This is a genomic window from Streptomyces sp. NPDC013187 (assembly GCF_042899705.1).
GTDB classification, from domain to species: domain Bacteria; phylum Actinomycetota; class Actinomycetes; order Streptomycetales; family Streptomycetaceae; genus Streptomyces; species Streptomyces hawaiiensis_A.
In genome coordinates, this window is sequence record NZ_JBIBAF010000015.1 from 227,543 (window position 1) to 248,078 (window position 20,536).

The 20,536-nt window shown below is 70.9% G+C and carries 17 protein-coding genes and 1 pseudogene; 7 read left to right on the plus strand and 11 right to left on the minus strand.

Features of this window, described 5'->3' with window-relative positions; all coding sequences use genetic code 11:
* Nucleotide 1: 1 nt before the first annotated feature.
* The 5 genes from ACFY5B_RS30005 to ACFY5B_RS30025 form a co-directional block, all read right to left on the minus strand.
* Nucleotides 2-160 carry a hypothetical protein gene (locus ACFY5B_RS30005; RefSeq protein ID WP_389975226.1) on the minus strand — a complete coding sequence of 53 codons (159 nt, stop codon included), beginning with the start codon at nt 158-160 and terminating at the stop codon, nt 2-4.
* A gap of 117 nt (nt 161-277) precedes the next feature.
* Nucleotides 278-2,404 carry a fructose-specific PTS transporter subunit EIIC gene (locus ACFY5B_RS30010; RefSeq protein WP_389975229.1) on the minus strand — a complete coding sequence of 709 codons (2,127 nt, stop codon included), beginning with the start codon at nt 2,402-2,404 and terminating at the stop codon, nt 278-280.
* A gap of 154 nt (nt 2,405-2,558) precedes the next feature.
* On the minus strand, nt 2,559-3,506 hold the full coding sequence (gene pfkB, locus ACFY5B_RS30015; RefSeq protein ID WP_389975231.1) for a 1-phosphofructokinase: 948 nt from the start codon (nt 3,504-3,506) through the stop codon (nt 2,559-2,561).
* Entirely contained in the window at nt 3,503-4,264 is a 762-nt protein-coding gene (locus tag ACFY5B_RS30020) for a DeoR/GlpR family DNA-binding transcription regulator (RefSeq protein WP_033314575.1), read from the minus strand. The genes pfkB and ACFY5B_RS30020 overlap by 4 nt, the downstream gene beginning before the upstream one ends.
* Nucleotides 4,265-4,603: 339 nt before the next feature.
* Nucleotides 4,604-6,109 carry an MFS transporter gene (locus ACFY5B_RS30025; RefSeq protein ID WP_389975234.1) on the minus strand — a complete coding sequence of 502 codons (1,506 nt, stop codon included), beginning with the start codon at nt 6,107-6,109 and terminating at the stop codon, nt 4,604-4,606.
* Nucleotides 6,110-6,171: 62 nt separating this feature from the next.
* On the opposite strand from ACFY5B_RS30025, the gene ACFY5B_RS30030 reads away from it, so the two are divergent.
* Nucleotides 6,172-7,155: a helix-turn-helix transcriptional regulator gene (locus tag ACFY5B_RS30030; protein ID WP_389975237.1), complete on the plus strand. Its 984-nt coding sequence runs from the start codon at nt 6,172-6,174 to the stop codon at nt 7,153-7,155.
* 9 nt (nt 7,156-7,164) lie between these two features.
* Here ACFY5B_RS30030 and ACFY5B_RS30035 read toward each other — a convergent pair whose 3' ends face one another.
* Entirely contained in the window at nt 7,165-7,887 is a 723-nt protein-coding gene (locus ACFY5B_RS30035) for a TetR/AcrR family transcriptional regulator (protein WP_389975240.1), read from the minus strand.
* A 413-nt stretch (nt 7,888-8,300) separates the two neighbouring features.
* Nucleotides 8,301-9,299 (minus strand): RNA polymerase sigma factor RpoD/SigA, encoded by a 999-nt coding sequence (locus ACFY5B_RS30040; protein ID WP_031107295.1) that lies wholly within the window; start codon nt 9,297-9,299, stop codon nt 8,301-8,303.
* Between the two features lie 194 nt (nt 9,300-9,493).
* Here ACFY5B_RS30040 and ACFY5B_RS30045 point away from each other — a divergent pair, with 194 nt between their 5' ends.
* Entirely contained in the window at nt 9,494-10,012 is a 519-nt protein-coding gene (locus ACFY5B_RS30045) for a GNAT family N-acetyltransferase (RefSeq protein ID WP_389975243.1), read from the plus strand.
* Nucleotides 10,013-10,025: 13 nt separating this feature from the next.
* Here ACFY5B_RS30045 and ACFY5B_RS30050 read toward each other — a convergent pair whose 3' ends face one another.
* Nucleotides 10,026-10,811, minus strand: coding sequence for a dioxygenase (locus tag ACFY5B_RS30050; RefSeq protein ID WP_389975246.1), 786 nt, complete (start codon nt 10,809-10,811; stop codon nt 10,026-10,028).
* Nucleotides 10,812-10,901: 90 nt separating this feature from the next.
* Between ACFY5B_RS30050 and ACFY5B_RS30055 the strand changes: the two genes are divergently transcribed.
* The gene (locus ACFY5B_RS30055; RefSeq protein ID WP_389975249.1) at nt 10,902-11,435 is read left to right on the plus strand and encodes a MarR family winged helix-turn-helix transcriptional regulator; all 534 of its coding nucleotides are present in this window, start codon (nt 10,902-10,904) and stop codon (nt 11,433-11,435) included.
* Nucleotides 11,436-11,532: 97 nt separating this feature from the next.
* Here ACFY5B_RS30055 and ACFY5B_RS30060 read toward each other — a convergent pair whose 3' ends face one another.
* The gene (locus ACFY5B_RS30060) at nt 11,533-13,074 is read right to left on the minus strand and encodes an MFS transporter (RefSeq protein ID WP_389975277.1); all 1,542 of its coding nucleotides are present in this window, start codon (nt 13,072-13,074) and stop codon (nt 11,533-11,535) included.
* 237 nt (nt 13,075-13,311) lie between these two features.
* Nucleotides 13,312-13,833: pseudogene (locus ACFY5B_RS30065) on the minus strand (TetR/AcrR family transcriptional regulator); the annotation flags it as partial.
* Between ACFY5B_RS30065 and ACFY5B_RS30070 the strand changes: the two are divergent.
* The 3 genes from ACFY5B_RS30070 (at nt 13,832) to ACFY5B_RS30080 (ending at nt 17,657) form a co-directional block, all read left to right on the plus strand.
* Nucleotides 13,832-15,175, plus strand: coding sequence for a M6 family metalloprotease domain-containing protein (locus ACFY5B_RS30070; RefSeq protein ID WP_389975280.1), 1,344 nt, complete (start codon nt 13,832-13,834; stop codon nt 15,173-15,175). The pseudogene ACFY5B_RS30065 and the gene ACFY5B_RS30070 sit on opposite strands and share 2 nt — an antisense overlap.
* Before the next feature lie 279 nt (nt 15,176-15,454).
* Nucleotides 15,455-17,131, plus strand: a complete 1,677-nt coding sequence (locus ACFY5B_RS30075) for an IclR family transcriptional regulator C-terminal domain-containing protein (protein WP_389975252.1) — start codon at nt 15,455-15,457, stop codon at nt 17,129-17,131.
* A gap of 76 nt (nt 17,132-17,207) precedes the next feature.
* Nucleotides 17,208-17,657, plus strand: a complete 450-nt coding sequence (locus ACFY5B_RS30080; protein WP_389975255.1) for a hypothetical protein — start codon at nt 17,208-17,210, stop codon at nt 17,655-17,657.
* A 37-nt stretch (nt 17,658-17,694) separates the two neighbouring features.
* Here the strand turns inward: ACFY5B_RS30080 and ACFY5B_RS30085 are convergent, their stop codons facing one another.
* Nucleotides 17,695-18,798, minus strand: a complete 1,104-nt coding sequence (locus tag ACFY5B_RS30085; RefSeq protein WP_389975258.1) for a TIR domain-containing protein — start codon at nt 18,796-18,798, stop codon at nt 17,695-17,697.
* Nucleotides 18,799-19,155: 357 nt separating this feature from the next.
* Here ACFY5B_RS30085 and ACFY5B_RS30090 point away from each other — a divergent pair, with 357 nt between their 5' ends.
* The gene (locus ACFY5B_RS30090) at nt 19,156-20,250 is read left to right on the plus strand and encodes an FxsB family cyclophane-forming radical SAM/SPASM peptide maturase (protein WP_389975283.1); all 1,095 of its coding nucleotides are present in this window, start codon (nt 19,156-19,158) and stop codon (nt 20,248-20,250) included.
* Nucleotides 20,251-20,536: the final 286 nt, after the last annotated feature.

Genomic DNA, 20,536 nt, shown 5'->3' on the forward strand with positions numbered 1-20,536 from the left:
CTCAGACGCCTCTGTCTCCGAGTTGACGCACCAGTTCGGCGAAGGCGTCTCTCTCCTCGGCGGTCAGCTCCACGGACTCCGACCGGGAGCCCGTCTGCCGCTGCTGCGGGAGGGCGGGGAGCGGGTGGCCTTCGGGCCATCGGGAGACGTGCTCGGGCATGCGCCCCAGTAGACACCACGGCCCGGGACTTCGGTCCCGGGCCGTGATTTTCGTGATCTATCTCGCAGGTGGCATGAACGGTTCACATACCCCGAATGGGGCGAACGCGCACCGGTTTCACGCCGCGACGGGCTGCTTCGTCTCCGTCGCCTGGACCGCGCCGCTCTCACCGGAGGCCGGTGCGGCGCCCGCGGCCGGCTTGCGCATGCCCTTCAGGACGACGACCAGGGCCGTCGTGACACAGACGCCCGCGGCGATGGCGACCAGGTAGAGGAACGGGTTCCCGATCAGCGGGACGACGAAGATGCCGCCGTGCGGGGCGCGCAGGGTCGCGCCGAAGGCCATCGACAGGGCGCCGGTGACCGCGCCGCCCGCCATGGAGGCCGGGATGACGCGCAGCGGGTCGGCCGCGGCGAACGGGATCGCACCCTCGGAGATGAAGGAGGCGCCGAGCACCCAGGCGGCCTTGCCGTTCTCGCGCTCGGTCTGGGTGAAGAGCTTGCCGCGCACGGTCGTGGCCAGGGCCATGGCCAGCGGCGGGACCATGCCGGCCGCCATCACCGCGGCCATGATCTTCATCGCCGAGTCGCTGGGACTGGCCACCGCGATACCGGCCGTGGCGAAGGTGTAGGCGACCTTGTTGACGGGGCCGCCGAGGTCGAAGCACATCATCAGGCCGAGGAGCGTGCCGAGCAGGATGGCGTTGCTGCCGGACAGACCGTTCAGCCAGTCGGTCATGCCCTTCTGGGCCTCGGCGATGGGCTTGCCGATGACGACGAACATCAGGAACCCGACGATCGCCGAGGAGATCAGCGGGATCACCACCACGGGCATGATGCCGCGCAGCGCCGCCGGGACGTTCACCTTCTGGATCGCCATCACGACGCCACCGGCGATCAGACCGGCCGCCAGGCCGCCGAGGAAACCGGCGTTGATGTTGAACGCGATCATGCCGCCGACGAACCCGGGGACGATGCCGGGCCGGTCGGCCATGCCGTAGGCGATGTAGCCGGCCAGGACCGGGACGAGGAAGCCGAAGGCGACGCCGCCGATCTGGAAGAGCAGGGCCGCCCAGCTGTCGGCCTGGGTCCACAGGAAGTGGTCCATCACCGACGGGGCCTTGTTGATCTTGTAGCCGCCGATCGCGAACCCGAGGGCGATGAGCAGACCGCCCGCGGCGACGAACGGCACCATGTAACTGACGCCGGACATCAGCCACTTGCGCAGCTTGGTGCCGTAGCCCTCGCCGGACTCGCCCGCGCGGTCCACCGGGGAGGCCGGCGCGGAACCGGAGGTGACCTCGCCGCGCGCGGCCTTCTCGCGTACCTCGGCGATGAGTTCTCCGGGGCGGTTGATGCCCGCCTTCACACCCACGTCGACGGTGGGCTTGCCGGCGAACCGCTCCTTTTCCCGTACGGGCACGTCGTGGGCGAAGATCACGGCGTCGGCCGCCGCGATGACCTGCGGGTCGAGCCGGGTGAAACCGGCCGAGCCCTGGGGTTCCACGGTGAGTTCGACGCCCGCCTCCCGGCCGGCGTTCTCCAGCGACTCGGCCGCCATGTAGGTGTGGGCGATGCCGGTGGGGCAGGAGGTGACGGCGACGATACGGAACGGCCGCTCCTCGCCCCCGGCAGTGTCTGCGGCTTCCGCGGTGCCGCCGGCTTCCGCGGTCTCTCCGGCTTCCGTGGTGTCGTCGGCTTCCGCGGTGCCGCCGGCTTCAGCTGTGACCGTGGCGGCGGCGGGAGAGGCCGCTCCCGCCGACGCCACGGTGTCTTCGGAACCCGCGGGTGCGGGTGCGTCCGGCTCGTCGCCGCGGATCAGCGCCGCCGCGGCCGGCGCGTCGCTCACCGCGCGCAGGGCGTCGGTGAACTCGCTGTTCATCAGCTGCCGGGCCAGCGACGACAGGATCGTCAGATGGGCGTCGTCCGCACCGGCGGGCGCGGCGATCAGGAAGATCAGGTCGGCGGGGCCGTCCGGGGCACCGAAGTCGATGCCGGAGGCGCTGCGGCCGAAGGCGAGCGTCGGCTCGGTGACGTGCTCGCTGCGGCAATGCGGAATGCCGATGCCGCCGTCGAGGCCGGTCGGCATCTGGGCCTCGCGGGCTGCCACATCGGCGAGGAAGCCGTCCAGGTCGGTCACCCGGCCCAGGGCCACCATGCGCTCGGCGAGGGCACGCGCCGCCGCTTCCTTGGTGTCGGCGGACAGGCCGAGGTCGACCAGGTCCGCCGTGATCATGTCGCTCATCGCGGGCTCCTTAGCACGCGTATCGCCCGGTGGGAGGGGTGGGCGGGGAGGGGGACGGGGGTGCGGTGGGGGGTGACGGGGGTGGAGGCGGGGCCCGCGAGTAACGGGGAGGGGGCCCGCCGCTCGAGCGGCGGCGCGCCCTGCTCGTCGTACGTCATGACACCGGCTCCTTCAGCACACGGTCCGCCGGGACCTCGGCCGTGACCGTCACCGCTGCCGGGTCCAGGTCGCGCGGCGTCGGCATCACGCTGCCGGGCAGCTGGACGGCCGCCGCGCCGTGCGCGACCGCGGAGGCCAGGGCCTCGGGGCCGTCGCCGCCGGCGATCAGGAACCCGGCGAGGGAGGAGTCGCCGGCACCGACATTGCTGCGGACTGCCGCCACGCGGGCGCTGCCGAACCAGGCGCCCTCCGCGGAGACGAGCAGCTGCCCGTCGGCGCCGAGGCTGGCGAGGACGGCCCGGGCGCCCATCTCCCGCAGTTCCTCGGCGGCCTTGACGGCGTCGCCGACGGTGGCGAGGGGGCGACCGACGGCTCCGGCGAGCTCCTCGGCGTTCGGCTTGACCACGTCGGGCCGCTCCCGCAGGGCCGCGAGCAGCGCGGGCCCGGAGGTGTCCAGGGCGATCCGGGCCCCGGCGGCGTGCGCGCGGGCGACGAGGTCGGCGTACCAGGAGGGGGCGAGGCCGCGGGGAAGGCTGCCGCAGCAGGCGATCCAGGATGCGTCGCGGGACTGCTGCCGTACGGTCTCCAGGAGCAGTTCGCGCTCGGCGTCGGAGAGTTCGGGGCCGGGCGCGTTGATCTTCGTCAGGACGCCGTCGGACTCGGCGAGGGCGATGTTGGAGCGGGTGGCCCCGGCGACCGGGACGGGCGCGACCTCGATGCCCTGCTGGTCGAGCAGGTCGGCGACGAGGGCGCCGGGGGCGCCGCCCAGGGGCAGGACCGCCACCGTGCGCTGCCCCGCCGCGGCGACGGCGCGCGAGACGTTCACGCCCTTGCCGCCCGGGTCCATCCGCTCGCCGGTGGCGCGGATGACCTCGCCGCGGTCGAGGGACGGCACCTCATAGGTGCGGTCCAGGGAGGGGTTGGGGGTGACGGTGAGGATCATGCGCGCACTACTTCCGTGCCGCCGCGCTCGATCGCGACGGCGTCTTCGGGGCTCAGCCCGCTGTCGGTGATCAGCAGGTCCACATCGCTCAGGTCGCCGAAGCGGGCGAAGTGCTCCTGGCCGTGCTTGGAGGAGTCGGCGAGCAGCACCACCCGGCGGGCGGCGGCGACGGCCGCGCGTTTCACGGCGGCCTCGGCGAGGTCGGGGGTGGTCAGGCCGTGTTCGGCGGAGAAGCCGTTGGCGGCCACGAACAGCACGTCGGCACGGATCTCGCCGTACGCCCTGAGCGCCCAGGCGTCCACCGCGGCGCGCGTGCGGTGCCGTACGCGCCCTCCGACGAGGTGGAGCTGGATGCCGGGGTGGTCGGCGAGGCGGGCCGCGATGGGGAGGCTGTGCGTGACGACGGTGAGGGAGGCCTCGAGGGGGAGGGCGGCGGCCATCCGGGCCACCGTCGTCCCGGCGTCGAGGATGACCGTGCCCTCTACGGGCAGCTCCGCGAGGGCGGCCTTGGCGATGCCGTCCTTCTCGTCGGCGGCGGTCGTCTCGCGTTCGGCGAGGTCCGGCTCGAAGTCGAGGCGCCCCGCCGGGATGGCACCGCCGTGCACCCGGCGGACCAGTCCGGCGCGGTCGAGGGCCTTCAGATCCCGGCGGATCGTCTCCGCCGTCACCTGGAACTCCTCGGCCAGCGACACGACATCCACTCGGCCGCCGTCACGGGCGAGCCGGAGGATCTCCTGCTGCCGCTCCGGTGCGTACATGTCCGTTCACCTCCGCCTCATGCCCGAACGTGTGGTTTCAGCGGGAGGCTACGCCGAGATTTCCGCAAAGTAAACAGGTTCGGACCCAATCGGGCATGAGCAGAAAGCAGGAGCAGAGCTGCGAGCGGACATCGGGGGTGGAACGCGAGCGGACATCGGGGCGGAACCCGAACGGACATCGGGAGCGGCACACGAACAGGCCCGGAACCGAGGTGCGGGCCGGAACGCGAACAGGCCCGGCACCAAAGTGCGGGCCGGAACGCGAACAGGCCCGGCACCAAGGTGCGGGCCGGAACGCGAACGGGCCCGGCACCGAGGTGCCGGGCCCGTTTCCCGCGGTCAGACCAGCACCGCTGCCTTCTCCCCCGTCGGCGCCTGCTCGCCCTCCACGTGCTGCGCGGGCCGCCTCGGCAGCGCGAACATCAGCAGGAAGATGGCGCCCATCACCGCGGCCACCCAGCCGAGCGCGTTCCGGAAGGCGTCCGTGAAGGCCGGACCCATCTGCTCCGGCCGCAGGTGGTCGGAGATCGTGCCGAAGAACACCACCGACACCAGGCCGAGCCCCAGCGCGTTGCCCATCTGCTGCACGGTGTTGATCAGCCCGGACGCCGAACCGGCGTGCTCGCGCGGCACCTCCGAGAGGATCGCGTCGGTCAGCGGCGCGACGATCAGGCCCATGCCCACGCCCATCACGACGAGCGGGAGCGCCATCTGCCAGGGAGCTATGTGCAGGCCGTAATGCCCGGCCTCCCAGATGTAGAGCAGCACCCCGGCCGCCATCACCAGCGCGCCCGCCTGGAGCACCTTGCGTCCGAAGCGCGGGACCAGCTTCTGCACCGACATCCCGGCCGCCACCGACACGGCGATCGAGAACGGCACCCCGGTCAGCCCTGCCTTCAGCGGGCTCCAGCCCAGCCCGAACTGCATGTACAGCGTCCACACCAGGAAGAACACGCCGAGCGCGACACCGAAGACGGTCTGCACGGCGATTCCGGCCGCGAAGCTCTTGACCTTGAACAGCGACAGCTCGACCAGCGGGGAGCCGTCCCGCGCGGCCTTGCGCTTCTCGTACGCCACCAGCACCGCGAGGACGACGAGCGACCCGGCCATCGAGACGTAACCCCACACCGGCCAGTCCAGCTCGCGGCCGCGGATGAGCGGGTAGAGCAGCATCAGCAGGCCCAGCGTCACCAGCGCGACGCCCACCAGGTCCAGCTTCAGGGCCCGCGGCGCCTTGGACTCGCTGATGAAACGGCTGCCGAGGATCAGGCCGGCGACACCGACGGGCAGGTTGATCAGGAAGATCGACCGCCACTCCCAGCCGAACAGGTTCCACTCGGTCAGCAGCGCGCCCAGCAGCGGACCGGACACGGCCCCGAGGCCGACGACCGCGCCGAACAGCCCGAACACCTTGCCGCGTTCGTGCGCCGGGAAGGTCGCGTGCACGATCGACAGCACCTGCGGCACCATCAGCGCCGCCATACCGCCCTGCAGGAACCGCGAGGCGACCAGCATCTCCGGGTTCACCGCGAGGCCGCACAGCGCGGACGCGACCGTGAACCCGCCGATGCCGACAAGGAAGATCCGCTTGCGCCCGTGGATGTCGCCGAGCCGCCCTCCGGTGATCAGGCCCGCGGCGAAGGCGAGGGCGTAACCGGCGGTGATCCACTGGATCTGGCTGAAGGACGCACCCGCCTCCCGCTGGATCGACGGGATGGCGATGTTGACGATCGTCACGTCGACGAGGTCCATGAAGGCCGCGGTCATCACGATCGCGAGGGCGAACCAGCGTCGGCGGTCGGTCCCGCCGCCCGCCGTGCCGAGGGTGGTGTCGGTGGAGTTCATGCTGAGAAGTTAGACCCCCATTAGGTCAGATCGTGTCCTACTGGTGCTGCATCCTCATCGGTATGACGACGGACACTCCGGCTCGGCTGCTGACCCTCCTCTCCCTCCTCCAGACGCCCCGCGAATGGCCGGGCGGCGAGCTCTCCGAGCGGCTCGGGGTGTCCCGCCGCACGGTACGGCGGGACATCGACCGGCTGCGCGAACTCGGCTACCCCGTGCAGGCGACCAAGGGCGCCGACGGCGGCTACCGGCTGGTCGCCGGCAAGGCCATGCCGCCGCTCGTGCTCGACGACGAGGAGGCCGTGGCCATCGCGGTCGGACTGCGCGCCGGGGCCGGGCACGCGGTGGAGGGCCTGGACGAGGCCTCGGTGCGGGCACTGGCCAAGCTGGAGCAGGTCCTGCCGGGCCGGCTGCGCCACCGTGTGACCACCCTCCAGGCCGCGACGACACCTCTGACCAGCGGGGACGGGCCGAGCATCGCGCCCGAGACGCTGACCGTCATGGCCTCGACGGTGGCCGGGCACGAACGGCTGCGGTTCGCCTACCGGGCCGCGGACGGCACCGAGTCGCGACGCCTGACGGAGCCGTACCGGCTGGTGTCGACCGGCCGCCGCTGGTACCTGGTGGCGTACGACATCGACCGGGACGACTGGCGCACGTTCCGCGTCGACCGGGTCGGCGAACCGTTCGCCACCGGAGCCCGTTTCGTGCCGCGCGAGCTGCCGACGGGGAACGCGGCGGAGTACCTGCGGCGCTCCATGCAACACCGGCAGCAGTCCTACGACTTCGACGTCACGTTCGCCGCACCGGCCGACTTCGTCGCCGCCCGGGTGCCCGACTGGCTGGGCACGCCCGAGCCGTTGGACGACCACAGCTGCCGGTTGCGGGGATCCGTCGGCGACGCCGTGCAGTGGGTGGCGTTCCGGCTGGCGATGCTGGAGTGCGACTTCGTGGTGCACCAGCCGGAACAACTCGTGACGGCTGTCAGGGAGTTGGGAGCACGATTGAGCAGGGCGGCCGGGGTGCCTGAGGCGGGCGGGGTTTGAGCCGTCGCGTCACCGTCCCCACGGGAAGTCCCGCAGGGCCGCGAGGTTGCGCAGGGCGAGTTCCGCCGGACCGTCCGGACCCTCGACGGGCCCGTCCCCCGCGGCCCAGGCCTCCAACGCGGCCCGTACGGCGGCACTGGCGACGGCGGCGGCGAAGCGGAGGTCGGGGGTGAGCGCGAGTGACTCACCGGCCACGGCAACGTTGTCGCCGGCCCCGGAGGCCCCGCCGACTTCGGATGCCCCGCCGGCCCCGGCGGAGGCGGCACGTGTCACCCGTTCCGCCAGCACCTCCGCCAGACGCCGCTCGGACGCCTGGCACACCTCCGCCCACACCCTGCCCAGGGACGGAGTCGCCTCGGCCAGGCGCAGGAGTGTGCGGACCCATTCCCAGGAGGACACCGAGACGCCCACGCCCGGAGTGAGGGTGTGGTGCACCCCTTGCTCCAGTGCCCGCAGCACTCCGGCGCCGGGGGGAGCGGCACGCACCGCCTCCACCCAGCGCTGGGCTCCGGTCGCGTAGAGCGGGGCGACGGCTTCTTCCTTGGTGGCGAAGTACCGGTAGAAGGTGCGCGGGGCGATACCGGCGGCCTGGGCGATGTCCTCCGCGCGGGTGGCGCGCAGGCCGTGTCGTACGAAGAGACCGGCTGCCACCCGGGCGATCTCCATACGTGTCTCGGCCTTCCGCCGCTCGGTCAAAGAGGACGGAGGCGGGGTCGGGGTGGTGCTGCTCACGCCCGGCAGGCTATGCCCATGTGACACAATCTGCCACTGGCGGGCCACCCCGTGGTTCAGGTACGGGGTGGCCCGCCCTCCAGAAGCAGAGAGCCGGGCCCCGGCGTCCGGGGGGAAGGACGCCGAAGCCCGGTCTCGGGGAAAGTCCCGGCGCCGGGGGGAGTGCGACGGGACGTGGCTGTCGGGGCTCAGGGGGTGTGGCCCCGGGTCCGAACTGGTGGACCCAGAAGTCTTGTTCCCTGAGTCCGCGGATTGAAGCGGCGTTACACCGCCATGTTTGCGCGGTCTTTCGCCACCCGGCGTACGCGGTGACCCCCGGGCGCACACGGTCCGTGACCCACGGGCCGTGGGAGGAAACCGTACGCCCGGACGCTCACCCCGTTCACCGGCGCCCGCCACCGCGGACGCGGGGCTCACGCCGCCGCGTCGAACCCGGTGCTGCGGGCCAGCTTCTTCAGCTCCAGCAGCGCGTGCTTCTCGATCTGCCGGATGCGCTCGCGGGTCAGGCCGTGCTCCTTGCCGACCTCGGTCAATGTGCGCTCCCGGCCGTCCTCGATGCCGTAGCGCATCTTGATGATCGACGCCGTGCGCTGGTCGAGCCGGCCGATGAGGTCGTCGAGCTCCTCGCTGCGCAGCAGGGTGAGTACCGACTGCTCGGGCGACACCGCCGAGGTGTCCTCCAGGAGGTCGCCGAACTGGGTCTCGCCCTCGTCGTCCACCGACATGTTCAGCGAGACCGGGTCACGGGCCCAGTCCAGGACGTCGGTGACGCGCTCCGGCGTCGATCCGAGCTCCGCGGCGATCTCCGCGGGCTCCGGGTCCCGGCCGTGCTCGCGGTTGAACTCGCGCTGCACACGGCGGATCCTGCCGAGCTCCTCCACGAGGTGGACGGGCAGGCGGATCGTACGGGACTGGTCGGCTATCGAGCGGGTGATGGCCTGGCGGATCCACCACGTCGCGTACGTGGAGAACTTGAAGCCCTTGCGGTAGTCGAACTTCTCGACCGCGCGCACCAGGCCCGCGTTGCCCTCCTGGATGAGGTCCAGCAGCGGCAGACCGCTGCGGGGGTAGCGGCGGGCGACGGCGACGACGAGGCGCAGGTTGGAGCGGATGAAGACGTCCTTGGCGCGCTCGCTCGCGTCGACCAGGGCCTGCAGCTCCTCGGGGGAAGCCCCGGCCTTGTTCTCCTCCAGGCCGTCGAGGATCTGCTGTGCGAACACACCCGCTTCGATGATCTGCGACAGCTCGACCTCCTTGGCGGCGTCGAGCAGCGGTGTGCGCGCGATCTCGTCGAGGTACATGCCGACCAGGTCGCGGTCGGCGATCTCGCCGCCATGGGCGCGAACACTGCTTGCCGCGTCGGCCGTCTCGCCGGTGGCGGACTGACGACGGGCGACGGCACGGGTTGCCATGCGAGCTCCCTTGCGATGGTGAGGTCAGCGGGTGGTCCTTCGGACGCTGGACTCCGTCTTCCGGGACTCTCCGGACTCTCCTCGGGTGCCCTGCATCCGATGGAAACAACGACTGGAATCAGGACAGAATTCCCAACCCGGCCCTCTATTTTTCTGATCATGCAGTACCCTGTCCGCCCACACGGGGAGGCCAGATGCCGTCGCAGTCCACAGAGGTGCAGGTCAGGCCGGGAGTCGAGGGTGACCTCGAAGCCCTCACGGCCCTCTACAACCACTATGTAGGTGAGACAGCGATCACATTCGATACCGCGATCTTCACTCCGGAGGAGCGCCGCCCCTGGCTGCTCTCCCACCCTGAAGACGGGCCGCACCGCCTGATGGTTGCCACGGAGCCGGATACACAGGAGGTTCTGGGCTACGCCACTTCCAGCCCTTTCCAAATGAGGCCCGCTTATGCCACGTCCGTGGAGACGTCCGTGTACGTCGCCCCGGGCGCCGGCCGGCGTGGCGTCGGCACACTCCTCTACACGGCCCTCTTCGAGGCCCTGTCGGGCGAGGACGTCCACCGCGCCTACGCGGGCATCGTGCCGCCCAACGAGGCATCGGCCCGGCTGCACGAGCGCTTCGGATTCCGGCACGTCGGCACGTACCGGGAGGTCGGCCGCAAGTTCGGCCGGTACTTGGACGTGGCCTGGTACGAGAAGCCCCTGTAGACGCCGGGTGGCCTCAGCCGAACTGGACCGACCGCTTCGCCAGCCCCATCCAGAAGCCGTCGATCACGGACTTCTGCGCGTCCAGCTCACCGGCCGCGTCGGCCGCGCCCATGGTCACGAACAGCGGGGCGAAGTGCTCGGTGCGCGGGTGGGCCAGCTGCCCGGCGGGTGACTTGCGGGTGAAGTCGAGCAGGGCGTCCACGTCGCGCGCCTCCAGCGCCCGCCGGCCCCAGTCGTCGAACTCGGCCGACCACGCGGGGATGCCGCCCTGCCGCAGCGCGGCCAGGTTGTGGGTGAAGAAACCCGAGCCGACGATGAGCACGCCCTCGTCGCGCAGCGGGGCGAGCTTGCGGCCGATCTCCATCAGCCGGACCGGGTCGAGCGTCGGCATGGACACCTGCAGGACCGGGAGGTCCGCCTCCGGATACATCTCGACCAGCGGGACGTACGCGCCGTGGTCGAGGCCGCGGTCGGGGACGTCCTGGACGGGGATGCCGGGGGCGCGCAGCAGTTTGCGTACGGACTCCGCGAGCTCCGGTGCGCCGGGAGCGTCGTACTTCACCCGGTAGTAGTGCTCGGGGAAGCCCCAGAAGTCGTAGACGAGCGGGACGGTCTCCGTCGCGCCGAGGGCGAGCGGGGCCTCCTCCCAGTGGGCGGAGACGATCAGGACGGCCTTGGGCCGAGGCAGGCCCGCGGACCAGGCGGCCAGCTCACCGGGCCAGACAGGGTCGTCCGCCAGGGGCGGCGCGCCGTGGCTGAGGTACAGAGCGGGCATGCGCTCCTGGGTGGCGGCGGACATGCTGCGGCTCCTTCCAAAACGTGGTTCCCTGACAAAACTGTACGGGCCATTTGTTTAAAGTTCAAGGAGGGGCCACGTAGAGTGGAACACATGAAGGCACCCGCATCCGCACCGACAACCGGCTCGACCGCCCCACCGCAGGAACCGCGCTGGCTCACCGACGAGGAGCAGCGCGTCTGGCGCTGGTACATGGAGGGCGCCACCCTCCTCGACGACCATCTCGACCGTCAGCTGCAGCGTGACGCGGGCATGCCGCACGTCTATTACGGCCTTCTGGTCAAGCTCGCCGAGGCGCCGCGGCGCAGGCTGAGGATGACCGAGCTGGCGATGCTCGCGAAGATCACCCGCTCCCGCCTCTCGCACGCCGTCGCGCGCCTGGAGAAGAACGGCTGGGTACGCCGGGAGGACTGCCCCGACGACAAGCGGGGCCAGTTCGCGGTCCTCACGGACGAGGGCCTCCAGGTACTGCGGCAGACGGCGCCCGGGCATGTCGAGGCCGTACGCCAGGCCGTCTTCGACCGGCTCTCGCCGGAACAGCAGAAGTCCCTCGGCGAGATCATGCGGATCATCGCCGAGGGACTTCAGCCGGCCGAAGCGGGTGCGGACCTGCCCTGGCTCCGCTGAGCTGACGCGGGGCCGGGGCAGGTCCTGGATTCCGTGGGTACGAGGCGTCCCCTTCCTCGTGCCTACGGATGGCCCGAAGGGGTGCGGTGCGCGGGCGTCAGTGGGCGACGACCGGGATCTGCACCTCGTCCGCCGCGTCCTCGCCGGAGGACGCCACCGTCGTACCGCCCGGGCGGCCGGCGTTGACGAAGGTGAGGGCGATGGCGGCGGCCACCACGAGGATGCCGACGGCGAACCAGATGGCGCTGGTGTAGCCCTGCACCATGGCCTCCAGCTGGACCAGCTGCTGCTGGGACCGGCTGGTCGCCCCGGCGATGTGGTCGGCGACGTACGCCGTCGTCGCCGAAGCGGCGATGGTGTTCAGCAGAGCCGTGCCGATCGCGCCGCCCACCTGCTGCGAGGTGTTGACCATCGCGGAGGCGACACCGGAGTCCCGCGGCTCGACGCCCTGGGTGGCCAGCGACATGGCCGGCATGAACGCCGTACCCATGCCGAGACCGAGCAGCAGCATCGCCGGCAGCAGCAGGGCCGCGTACGAGGAGCCGATCTCCAGCTGGGTCAGCAGCAGCATGCCGAGCGCGGCGACCAGGAAGCCGGGGCCCATCAGCAGCCGCGGCGCGACCCGGGTCATCAGGCGGGTGCCGATCTGGGTGGAGCCGGTGATCATGCCCGCGATCATCGGCAGGAACGCGAAACCGGTCTTGACCGGCGAGTAGCCCTTCACGATCTGCAGGTAGTAGGTCAGGAAGAGAAACAGGCCGAACATCGCGATGATCGCGAGACCGAGGGAGAGGTAGATCCCGCCGCGGTTGCGCTCGGTGATCACGCGCAGCGGCAGCAGCGGGGCCTTGACCTTGGACTCGACGAGCACGAAGGACGCCAGCAGCACGGCCGACGCGACGAACATGCCGACGGTCACGGAGTCGCTCCAGCCCTCGGACTCGGCGCGGGTGAAGCCGTAGACCAGGGCGACCAGGCCGAGGGTGGACAGGATCACGCCGGGGATGTCGAGCGGGGAGCGGTTGCGGCCGCCCTCCGGCTCACGGATGACGAAGTACGCACCGGCCGCGGCGACGATGGCGAACGGGATGTTCACGAAGAACGTCCAGCGCCAGTCCAGGTACTCGGTGAGGAAGCCGCCCAGGATGAGACCGACGGCACCGCCGCCACCGGCGATCGCGCCGTAGATGCCGAACGCCTTGGCGCGCTCCTTGGCGTCGGTGAACATCACCGCGAGCAGGGAGAGCGCGGCGGGCGCGAGCAGGGCACCGAAGACGCCCTGGAGGGCACGGGCGCCGAACATCATCGCCTCGTTGGTGGCCGCGCCGCCGAGCGCGGAGGCCGCGGCGAAACCGCCCAGGCCGACTACGAAGGCCTTCTTGCGGCCCCACAGGTCGGCTATCCGGCCGCCGAACAGGAGCAGGCCGCCGAAGGCGAGGGCGTAGGCCGTGACGACCCACTGCCGGTTGCCGTCGGAGATGCCGAGGTCCTGCTGGGCGGAGGGCAGGGCGATGTTCACGATGGTGGCGTCCAGGACGACCATCAGCTGGGCGAGCGCGATGAAGACGAGCGCTTTCCAGCGGCCGGCGTCCGGCTCTCTGGCCGGTGCGGCGAGGGTCTTCGAGGCTGTTTCAGACATGGGGATACCCACTTCGGGACTTCGTGACAACCGCTCGACTCGTTCGCGCGCGGCCTCCAGGTCCGGGTGGTGCTGGTCGAACGTGCTGGAGACCATCGGGCACAGCGCGCTGATCCGCTCGTCGGCGGCGGCGTGCACGAAGCGCTCCAGCGCCTCGAACGCGTCGCCGGTCTCGGTGAGCGCGGCCTCGGCGGCCGCGGCCGTGCGGTCCATGACGGAGCAGACGACCTCGCGCACGAGTGCGTCGCGGTCCGGGAAGTTGCGGTACACCGTGGCATTGCCGACGCCGGCCCGGCGGGCGATCTCGTCGAGCGGCACCTCGGGGCCGTGCTCGACGAACATCTCCCGGGCGGCGGTGACGATCCGCTCCCGGTTGCGCAGGGCGTCGGCGCGGGGCCGTGGCACCTTGCGCGCTTCGGGTTCGGCGGTCTGCACGGCGTGCTCCTCGTGGATGGAAAGCGGCTGGTGCTCCGATCCGGGGAGCGGGTCCCCGTTTCGGTCGGACACATGGCTAAACGGGGAGTGGGTCCCCGGTATTTCCCGCTCCCGCGGAAATTGTTTGTGACCTGGCTCACAAAGCGGTCGGCGCACCACCCGGCCGCCACTTCGGCGCACCGCCCGGCGGCTACTGGCGGGAAACCCACGATCGGTCTCTCCCAGCGCGCGTCCCCCCACCCCGCGACGCAGGGTGATCGCAAGGGCGCAGCCTGAGACGGGAGGCTGCCGTGGCGCGGGAGGTCCCTTGCAGGTCCCTTGCATACAGCCGCCGCCCCGGCGCCCCCGCCCGGGCGGCACGGGCCCGCCCCGCCGCCGGATACCCCGGCGCCGGCTGGCCGCCCTGGCCTGTGTGAGCGCCCTGACCTTCACCGTCAGCACCTCGGCCGGCACGGGCCGGCTCGGGCCGGGTGCCAGTACGGCGGGAGCAGGCCCGGTCGTCCTGTCCCACACCCCCGCACACGGCCCCTGCATGATCCGCGGGGCACGCGAGGTCCAGATGTCCGAGGGCATCCCGACCGCCACCGGCTACACCCGCTCGACCGGCACCGTCCGGGCCCTCACCCTGATGGTCGACTTCTCCGACGCCCCCGGCGAGGGCGACGCCCAGGACCGCTTCCGCGAGTTCTTCCCGCAGACCCGCGAGTGGTTCCGCACCAGCTCCTACGGCCGCCTCGACTACCGCCCCGAGACGCCGATCCCGGGCTGGCTGCGGATGCCGAAGTCCTTCCGGGAGTACGGCATAGAGCGCGGGGCCCCGTTCGAGCCCGGCTACCGCACCCTGGTCCAGGACCTCGTGGCCGTGGCCGACCCGGAGGTGGACTTCCGCGCGTACGACCTGCTGAACGTCCTGGTGAGCCCCAACGCCGGCCCCTCCGCCCTGGACACGGTCCTGTCCGTCACCTTCGCCGGCAACCCGGACGCCCCGGTGGCCGACGGCATACCCGTGGCCAACGCGTCCTTCGTCTACTCCCGCCAGGACGACGGCTCCGGCTCCTACGACCGCACCGGCTACCGCGTGCTCCCCCACGAGAACGGCCATGTCTTCGGTCTCCCCGACCTGTACACCGCGGAGGGCGGGGGCGCGGTCGGCCACTGGGACATCATGAGCGAGGACTGGGGCGCCAACAACGACTTCCTCGGCTGGCACAAATGGAAGCTGGGCTGGCTCGACGCCACCCAGGTCCACTGCGCGGCGTCCCCCGGCACCACGGAGTACACCCTGACGCCCCTGGCCCGGGCCGGTGGCTCCAAGCTGGTCTTCGTCCCTCTCGACGGCCGCACCGGCTACGCCGTCGAAGTGCGCACCCACGCCGGCAACGACGAGGCGGTGTGCCGGCCGGGCGTCCTGATCTACAAGGTCGACGCGGAGGTGGACACGGGCATGGGCCCGGTCACCGTCACCGACTCCCGCCGCAACAGCGGCGGCTGCACGCGCGCGCCGAACGTCCACGCGGAGCTGTCGGACGCGCCGTTCACTCCCGGGGAGACGTTCCGCGACGCGGGCCGGGGCGTCACGATCGAGGTGACGGGGGTGGGGGCGGGAGCTACGGGGGCGGGGGCAGGGGTGGAAGGGGGGTATCGGGTGCGGGTGACGAGGGAGTAGTGCACGGGGGCGTCGGGCGGCCGGGCCGCGGCCATTGGGCCGCCGGGCACTGGGTGCCGGGTTACCGGGCCGCCGGGTTATCGGGCCGCCGGGCCACCTGGCTGTCTGGACGCCGGGCCACCTGGCCACCGGGTCACCTGGCCACCTGGTCACCTGGTCACCTGGTCACCTGGTCACCGATCTCGGATTACTCGGATCACTGGGTCACTCGGATCACTCGGATCACTCGCACTACGGTGGGCTTGCCGCGACCGTCGCGAGCGCCGTACCGGAGAGCCGATGCCAGCGAAGCCCATGCCCGAGTCCCCGGAGGGTGCCGCTCCGCCGACCGACGAGTCGAGCAAGAGGGGCGTCCCTGAGGAGGCGGTCACTCCGCTCATCCGCGGTATCGCGGTCCTGCGGGAACTGACGGAGGCGGGCGGCACGCTGAGCCTGAGCGGACTGGAACGCGCCACCGGCCTCGCCCGCTCCACGGTCGACCGCATCACGGCCACGCTCGCCCGCATGGGCTACGTCCGCTTCGACGGCAGGGACGTCCACCTGTCCCCCCGCCTGATGGAACTGGGCAACGCCTACATGTCGGCCCTGCGCCTGCCCGCTCTCCTGGCCCCGCACGCGGACGCCCTGGCCGACGAACTGGACGAGTCGGTCTCGCTCGCGGTCGCCGACCTCGACGGCATCCGCTTCATCCACCAGGCGACCCGTCGTCGCGCGATGTCCCTCAGCTTCCGCATCGGCGACCTGCTCCCCGCCGAACGCACCGCGCCCGGCCCGCTGTTCGCGACGGAGTGGACGGCCACGGACTGGCAACGCTGGCGACACCGCAGGGCGGCGGACCCCAGAGACCTGTCCTTCACGGCCGTACCGCCGCGCAGGTACGGAGCGGACGCGAGGGACGACGAGACGTTCGCACGCCGCACGCACGAGGCGTCGGCGAACGGCTGGTCCCTGGACGACCAGCTCATCGAGCCGGGTCTGGTGGCGATCTCGGTACCGGTCCGAGCCCCGGGAACGGACGGCACGATCGCATGCGTGGCGAGCGTGGTCAGCCACACGAGCCGCCACACCGCACACCACCTGCGCACGACGCTGCTGTCGAGACTGCGGTCCGCGGTGCGGGCCATGGAACAGGAACTCCAGAACACCCCACCCCCCGAGCCCGGCCCTCCCCCCTCGGACCTGGCGCGCTGGACGGGGGCGTCGAAGCAACAGCTGGGCCGCGAGTTCATCGAATCCCTGGCCCGTGGCCTGACCGTCCTCACGGCCTTCGGCGAGGACAGGCCGGAGCTGACCCTCACGGAGGTGGCCCGGGCGACGGGCCTGGCCCGGGCGACGGCCCGCCGCGCCCTGATCACCTACGAACACCTGGGCCTGGTGGCCGCGACGGGCCGCACGTTCACCCTGACTCCCCGGGTCCTCTCCCTCGGCTTCCCGCCCCTGTCCCGTACGACCCTCCCCGAGATCGCTCAGCCCCATCTGGCGGATCTGACGTCCCGCATCCACGAATCGACGTCCCTGGCGGTGCTGTCGGACTCCGGCGAGGAGATCCAGTACACGGCCCGGGTGGCGACGGCCCGGGTGATGAGCGTGCACATCACAGTGGGAGCGCGCAGGCCCTCCTACGCGACGGCACCGGGACGAGTCCTCCTGGCGGGAGCCCTCCTGGCGGGCCAGTCCACTCACCCGGCCACGCACAGGGAAGCCCTGGCCTCGATCCACTCCCAGGGATACGCCTTGGTGGACGAGGAACTGGAAGAGGGCCTCCGCTCCCTGGCGGTCCCGATCCGCGACCGCTCCGGAAGGGTGGTGGCGGCCCTCGACACGGCGATGCACGCGAGCCGCCACACCCCACAGGAGTGCGTCACCGACCTGCTCCCCGCCCTGAAGCTGACGGCCACCCGCATCGAGTCGGACCTCCACACCGCCGCCCGGTTCGCCCGCGTCCCGCTGACCTGACCCCAGACCGGCGGCACGGGTGCGCCGCGGCACCGGACTACCTAAAATGAGGGCACCGGGACACTGGGGGGGATCGATGTCCACGCTGGGCGAGGCCAGTTCGGGGGCCGTGAACGGACCGGCGCCGTTAGGCGAGGAACGGCTCAAGCACCTGGAGTTCCTGCAGGCCGTCATCACACGGTTGTCGAACCACTCCTTCCTGGTCAAAGGATGGGCCCTGACACTGGCCGCCGGATTCTTCGCCGTCTCCTCCAGCCAGCAGAGCTGGCAGGTGGCCGCCAGCGGACTGGTGCCGCTTGCGTTCTTCTGGTTCCTGGACGGCCTGTTCCTCCGTCAGGAGCGTCTGTTCCGCTATCTGTACGACGATGTGCGGCGCCCCGGGGTGGAGGTCGAGACGCTCTCCATGGACGTGCGGCCCTATCTCCGGCGGATCAGCTGGTTCGAGGCGACTTTCTCCAGCACGCTCCAACTCTTCTACGGCGCCCTGCTGGTCGCCGACGCGGCACTCGTCGTCGTCATGCTGTGATGCCACGACTCCCCCTCCCAGGGTCGCGTCGCGGTCCTCAGGGAGCCTTGCTCTTGATGTAGTCGACGAGCTCCGGCAGGTCCCCCTCGCCCGTCTCGGGGTCGAGGGTGTAGAGAGTCGCACCCTCCAGGTAGTCGGGTATGTGCGCACTCCCGTGCTCAGGGAAGGACACGAGCAGTATCCGCTCGTGCCATGTGTCGCGCTCCCTGTGCACCTCATTGATGATGAGGTTCGCCTCGAATCCCACCCCGTTGCCCTTGCCCGGCACCTCCTCGTGCTCGGCGCGGCGCTTGTACGCCGGTGAGACGATCACGAGCACGCAGTCCGCCGCCTTGTACTGCTTGCGCATCCACCATGGCCATCGCTGGGGGCCCTCGCGGTGGGCGCTCGTGTCGAGCGAGACGTCGATGCCGTGGTCGCGGAGCCGTTCCCCCAGGGCCGCGACCCTCTTCTTGTGGATGTCGCCGTCCTCCTCATGCGCGTAGGACACGAACACGCGGGACCTCTCCGGGTCGTCGGCCGCCCTTCGCGGCTGGGGCACGTCGGCCCGCGGGGCCTGCGTCGGCTTCAGGACCCGCGCCCCGTTCGCACCCTGCGGGAAGGGCGATGCCAGCCGGGGCAGTTCTCCGACGGACACCTCGAGCGGGCCGCGCTCATACCCGGCGCAGACGGCGGCAGCGATCCGGTCGACGGCGTCCCGGTACGCCTCGGAGCGCACGCCCTCCTCGTGAATGATGCCGTAGAGGCCCCTGCAGGCGTAGCTGTCGGTGATCTCGCCGCTGAGAACCGGGGCGAGGGGGAGGCGGGAAGGCGGCTGGGCCGGTTTCCAGCGCACCAGCACCCGGGCGGGGGGGTCGGAAGGGCGGAACTGCGGTGGTTCGAGGTGCAGTCGGTGCTCGAACACCGCCCAGTCCGCGCCGCAGCCCTCGTCGTCGTAGTAGGCCTGTGAACAGAGAGCGACGAACACACGCGCCTCCGCGGCGAGCGAGCGGTCGGAGTAGCCCTGCCCGCCAGGGCACATGGCCGCCCTGACGGTACGTCCCTCGCGTCGCGCCACCGCTTGTACCAAGTCCTGATGGAAAAGCTGCGCATAGGCGCGCTTCTCTTTGGCGGCGAAGCTCGTGATGAAGTCGTTGGCCATGTGCAACCCCTCCACTCCGTGTGCCCCGCGGTGGCCGTGGTCACGCCGGGAAGAACCCAACGTTGGCCAGTTGGCTCCTCATGGGACACCGGCCGTTCCTCGTACGCTGAGCGGGGGGACACACATCGCCACGCCGTCCACCGCTCCGGCGTGGTACCTGACCGACCCCCGGGACGATCGGGGGGCCGGATGCAAGGAACTTCGCCGAGCCTTGACACTACGTCATTCCCAGGAGTCGGGAACAGACATCAGGGGCCCACTTGGGACGACTCCACCCCACCTCCTTACCATTGGCCAGAGCCTCGTACTTCCGTAACTGAAGATGGCCGTACAAGGCTCAGGGCTTTCGATCAATTCATCACCAAGTTGTCCAGCCGATGCAATCTTCGCTGCGACTACTGCTACGTATATGAATTGCGGGACTCAGGATGGCGAAAACGCCCCCGAATCATGCCCGAACCTGTCCGAGAAAAGCTCGTCTCGCGTATCGCGGAACACGCACGACAGCACGGTCTTGACCGCATCCGGGTACTCCTGCACGGCGGAGAGCCGCTCCTCGCCGGTCCCCGGGTGATCACCGACTTCACCACGGCGGTCCGACGAGCCGTCCTGGGAACCGGGACCGAGGTGGACTTCGCCCTGCAGACCAACGGTGTGCTGCTCACCGAGGCGTTCCTGGATCTGCTGCTGGAGCTGGATGTCACCGTGGGCGTCAGCCTGGACGGCTACGCCGAGGCACACGACCGGCACCGGCTGGGGCCGGGCGCCGGTAAGGGCAGTCACGCCCGAGTGAGCGCCGCGCTCGCCCTGCTGGGGAGTGCTCGCTACCGGCCGCTGTTCGGCGGCCTGCTGTCTACGATCGACCCGGCGAACGATCCGGTACGCACCTTCGACGCGCTCGCCGTCCACCGCCCACCGGCCGCCGACTTCCTTCTCCCGCACGGGACTTGGGACCACCCACCGACCGGCGGGGGCGAGGGCGGTGACGGGGCGCGGTACGGGGCTTGGCTCTGTGCCGTCCACGACCGGTGGAGGGCGACCGGACGACCGATGCGGGTCCGGCTCTTCGAGTCGATCGAGGGACTGTCCCTGCACGGCGGCGGAAGCAGCAGCGAGGTACTGGGCACCGTGCCGACGGCAGCCGTGGCGATCGAAACGGACGGAACGGTCGCGTGGACGGAGTCGCTCAACGCCGTCGCGGAGGGGGCGGCCGGCACGGGCGGCACGATATTCAGCCACTCCTTCGACGCCTTGCTGGATCTTGACGATGCGCCGGAGGACGGCGTGGGGTCCCTGTGCCGCACCTGCCGTGAGTGTCCGCTGGTGCGGGTGTGCGGCGGCGGACTGCGCGCCCACCGCTTCGGACGGGGCCGGGGATTCGCCAACCCCTCCGTCTACTGCAAGGACATCTCCACCCTCATCAAGCACGCCGCGCCCTGGACGGATCAATGACTCCGATATTCCGGAACGTGCGGCCGAAAAACGACGGCCACCAGCGCGTATGTACGACTCTGCGCGTCCTTTCGGGCGGGAGGACAGGCAATATCGGGTTTTCCGGGGCGCCTGGTGGGCAAAACCTCATAGCATGGAGCCAATTGGCGTGGGGGTGACGTACAAGCGATAACTACCTGCGCACGCCACGTCGATGTGGGTCCATGGGAAAAGACCAAGCCGTGGTTGCAACAGGAGGCAGGCCCTTGGGGGGGATGTCATGGGGCCGTTGTTCTTTACGAGCTAC

Coding starts and splice junctions, on each gene's coding strand:
- ACFY5B_RS30005 (WP_389975226.1), bottom strand. CDS start 160: ATGCCCGAGCACGTCTCCCGATGGCCCGAAGGCCACCCGCTCCCCGCC.
- ACFY5B_RS30010 (WP_389975229.1), bottom strand. CDS start 2,404: ATGAGCGACATGATCACGGCGGACCTGGTCGACCTCGGCCTGTCCGCC.
- pfkB (WP_389975231.1), bottom strand. CDS start 3,506: ATGATCCTCACCGTCACCCCCAACCCCTCCCTGGACCGCACCTATGAG.
- ACFY5B_RS30020 (WP_033314575.1), bottom strand. CDS start 4,264: ATGTACGCACCGGAGCGGCAGCAGGAGATCCTCCGGCTCGCCCGTGAC.
- ACFY5B_RS30025 (WP_389975234.1), bottom strand. CDS start 6,109: ATGAACTCCACCGACACCACCCTCGGCACGGCGGGCGGCGGGACCGAC.
- ACFY5B_RS30030 (WP_389975237.1), top strand. CDS start 6,172: ATGACGACGGACACTCCGGCTCGGCTGCTGACCCTCCTCTCCCTCCTC.
- ACFY5B_RS30040 (WP_031107295.1), bottom strand. CDS start 9,299: ATGGCAACCCGTGCCGTCGCCCGTCGTCAGTCCGCCACCGGCGAGACG.
- ACFY5B_RS30045 (WP_389975243.1), top strand. CDS start 9,494: ATGCCGTCGCAGTCCACAGAGGTGCAGGTCAGGCCGGGAGTCGAGGGT.
- ACFY5B_RS30050 (WP_389975246.1), bottom strand. CDS start 10,811: ATGTCCGCCGCCACCCAGGAGCGCATGCCCGCTCTGTACCTCAGCCAC.
- ACFY5B_RS30055 (WP_389975249.1), top strand. CDS start 10,902: ATGAAGGCACCCGCATCCGCACCGACAACCGGCTCGACCGCCCCACCG.
- ACFY5B_RS30060 (WP_389975277.1), bottom strand. CDS start 13,074: ATGTCTGAAACAGCCTCGAAGACCCTCGCCGCACCGGCCAGAGAGCCG.
- ACFY5B_RS30075 (WP_389975252.1), top strand. CDS start 15,455: ATGCCAGCGAAGCCCATGCCCGAGTCCCCGGAGGGTGCCGCTCCGCCG.
- ACFY5B_RS30080 (WP_389975255.1), top strand. CDS start 17,208: ATGTCCACGCTGGGCGAGGCCAGTTCGGGGGCCGTGAACGGACCGGCG.
- ACFY5B_RS30085 (WP_389975258.1), bottom strand. CDS start 18,798: ATGGCCAACGACTTCATCACGAGCTTCGCCGCCAAAGAGAAGCGCGCC.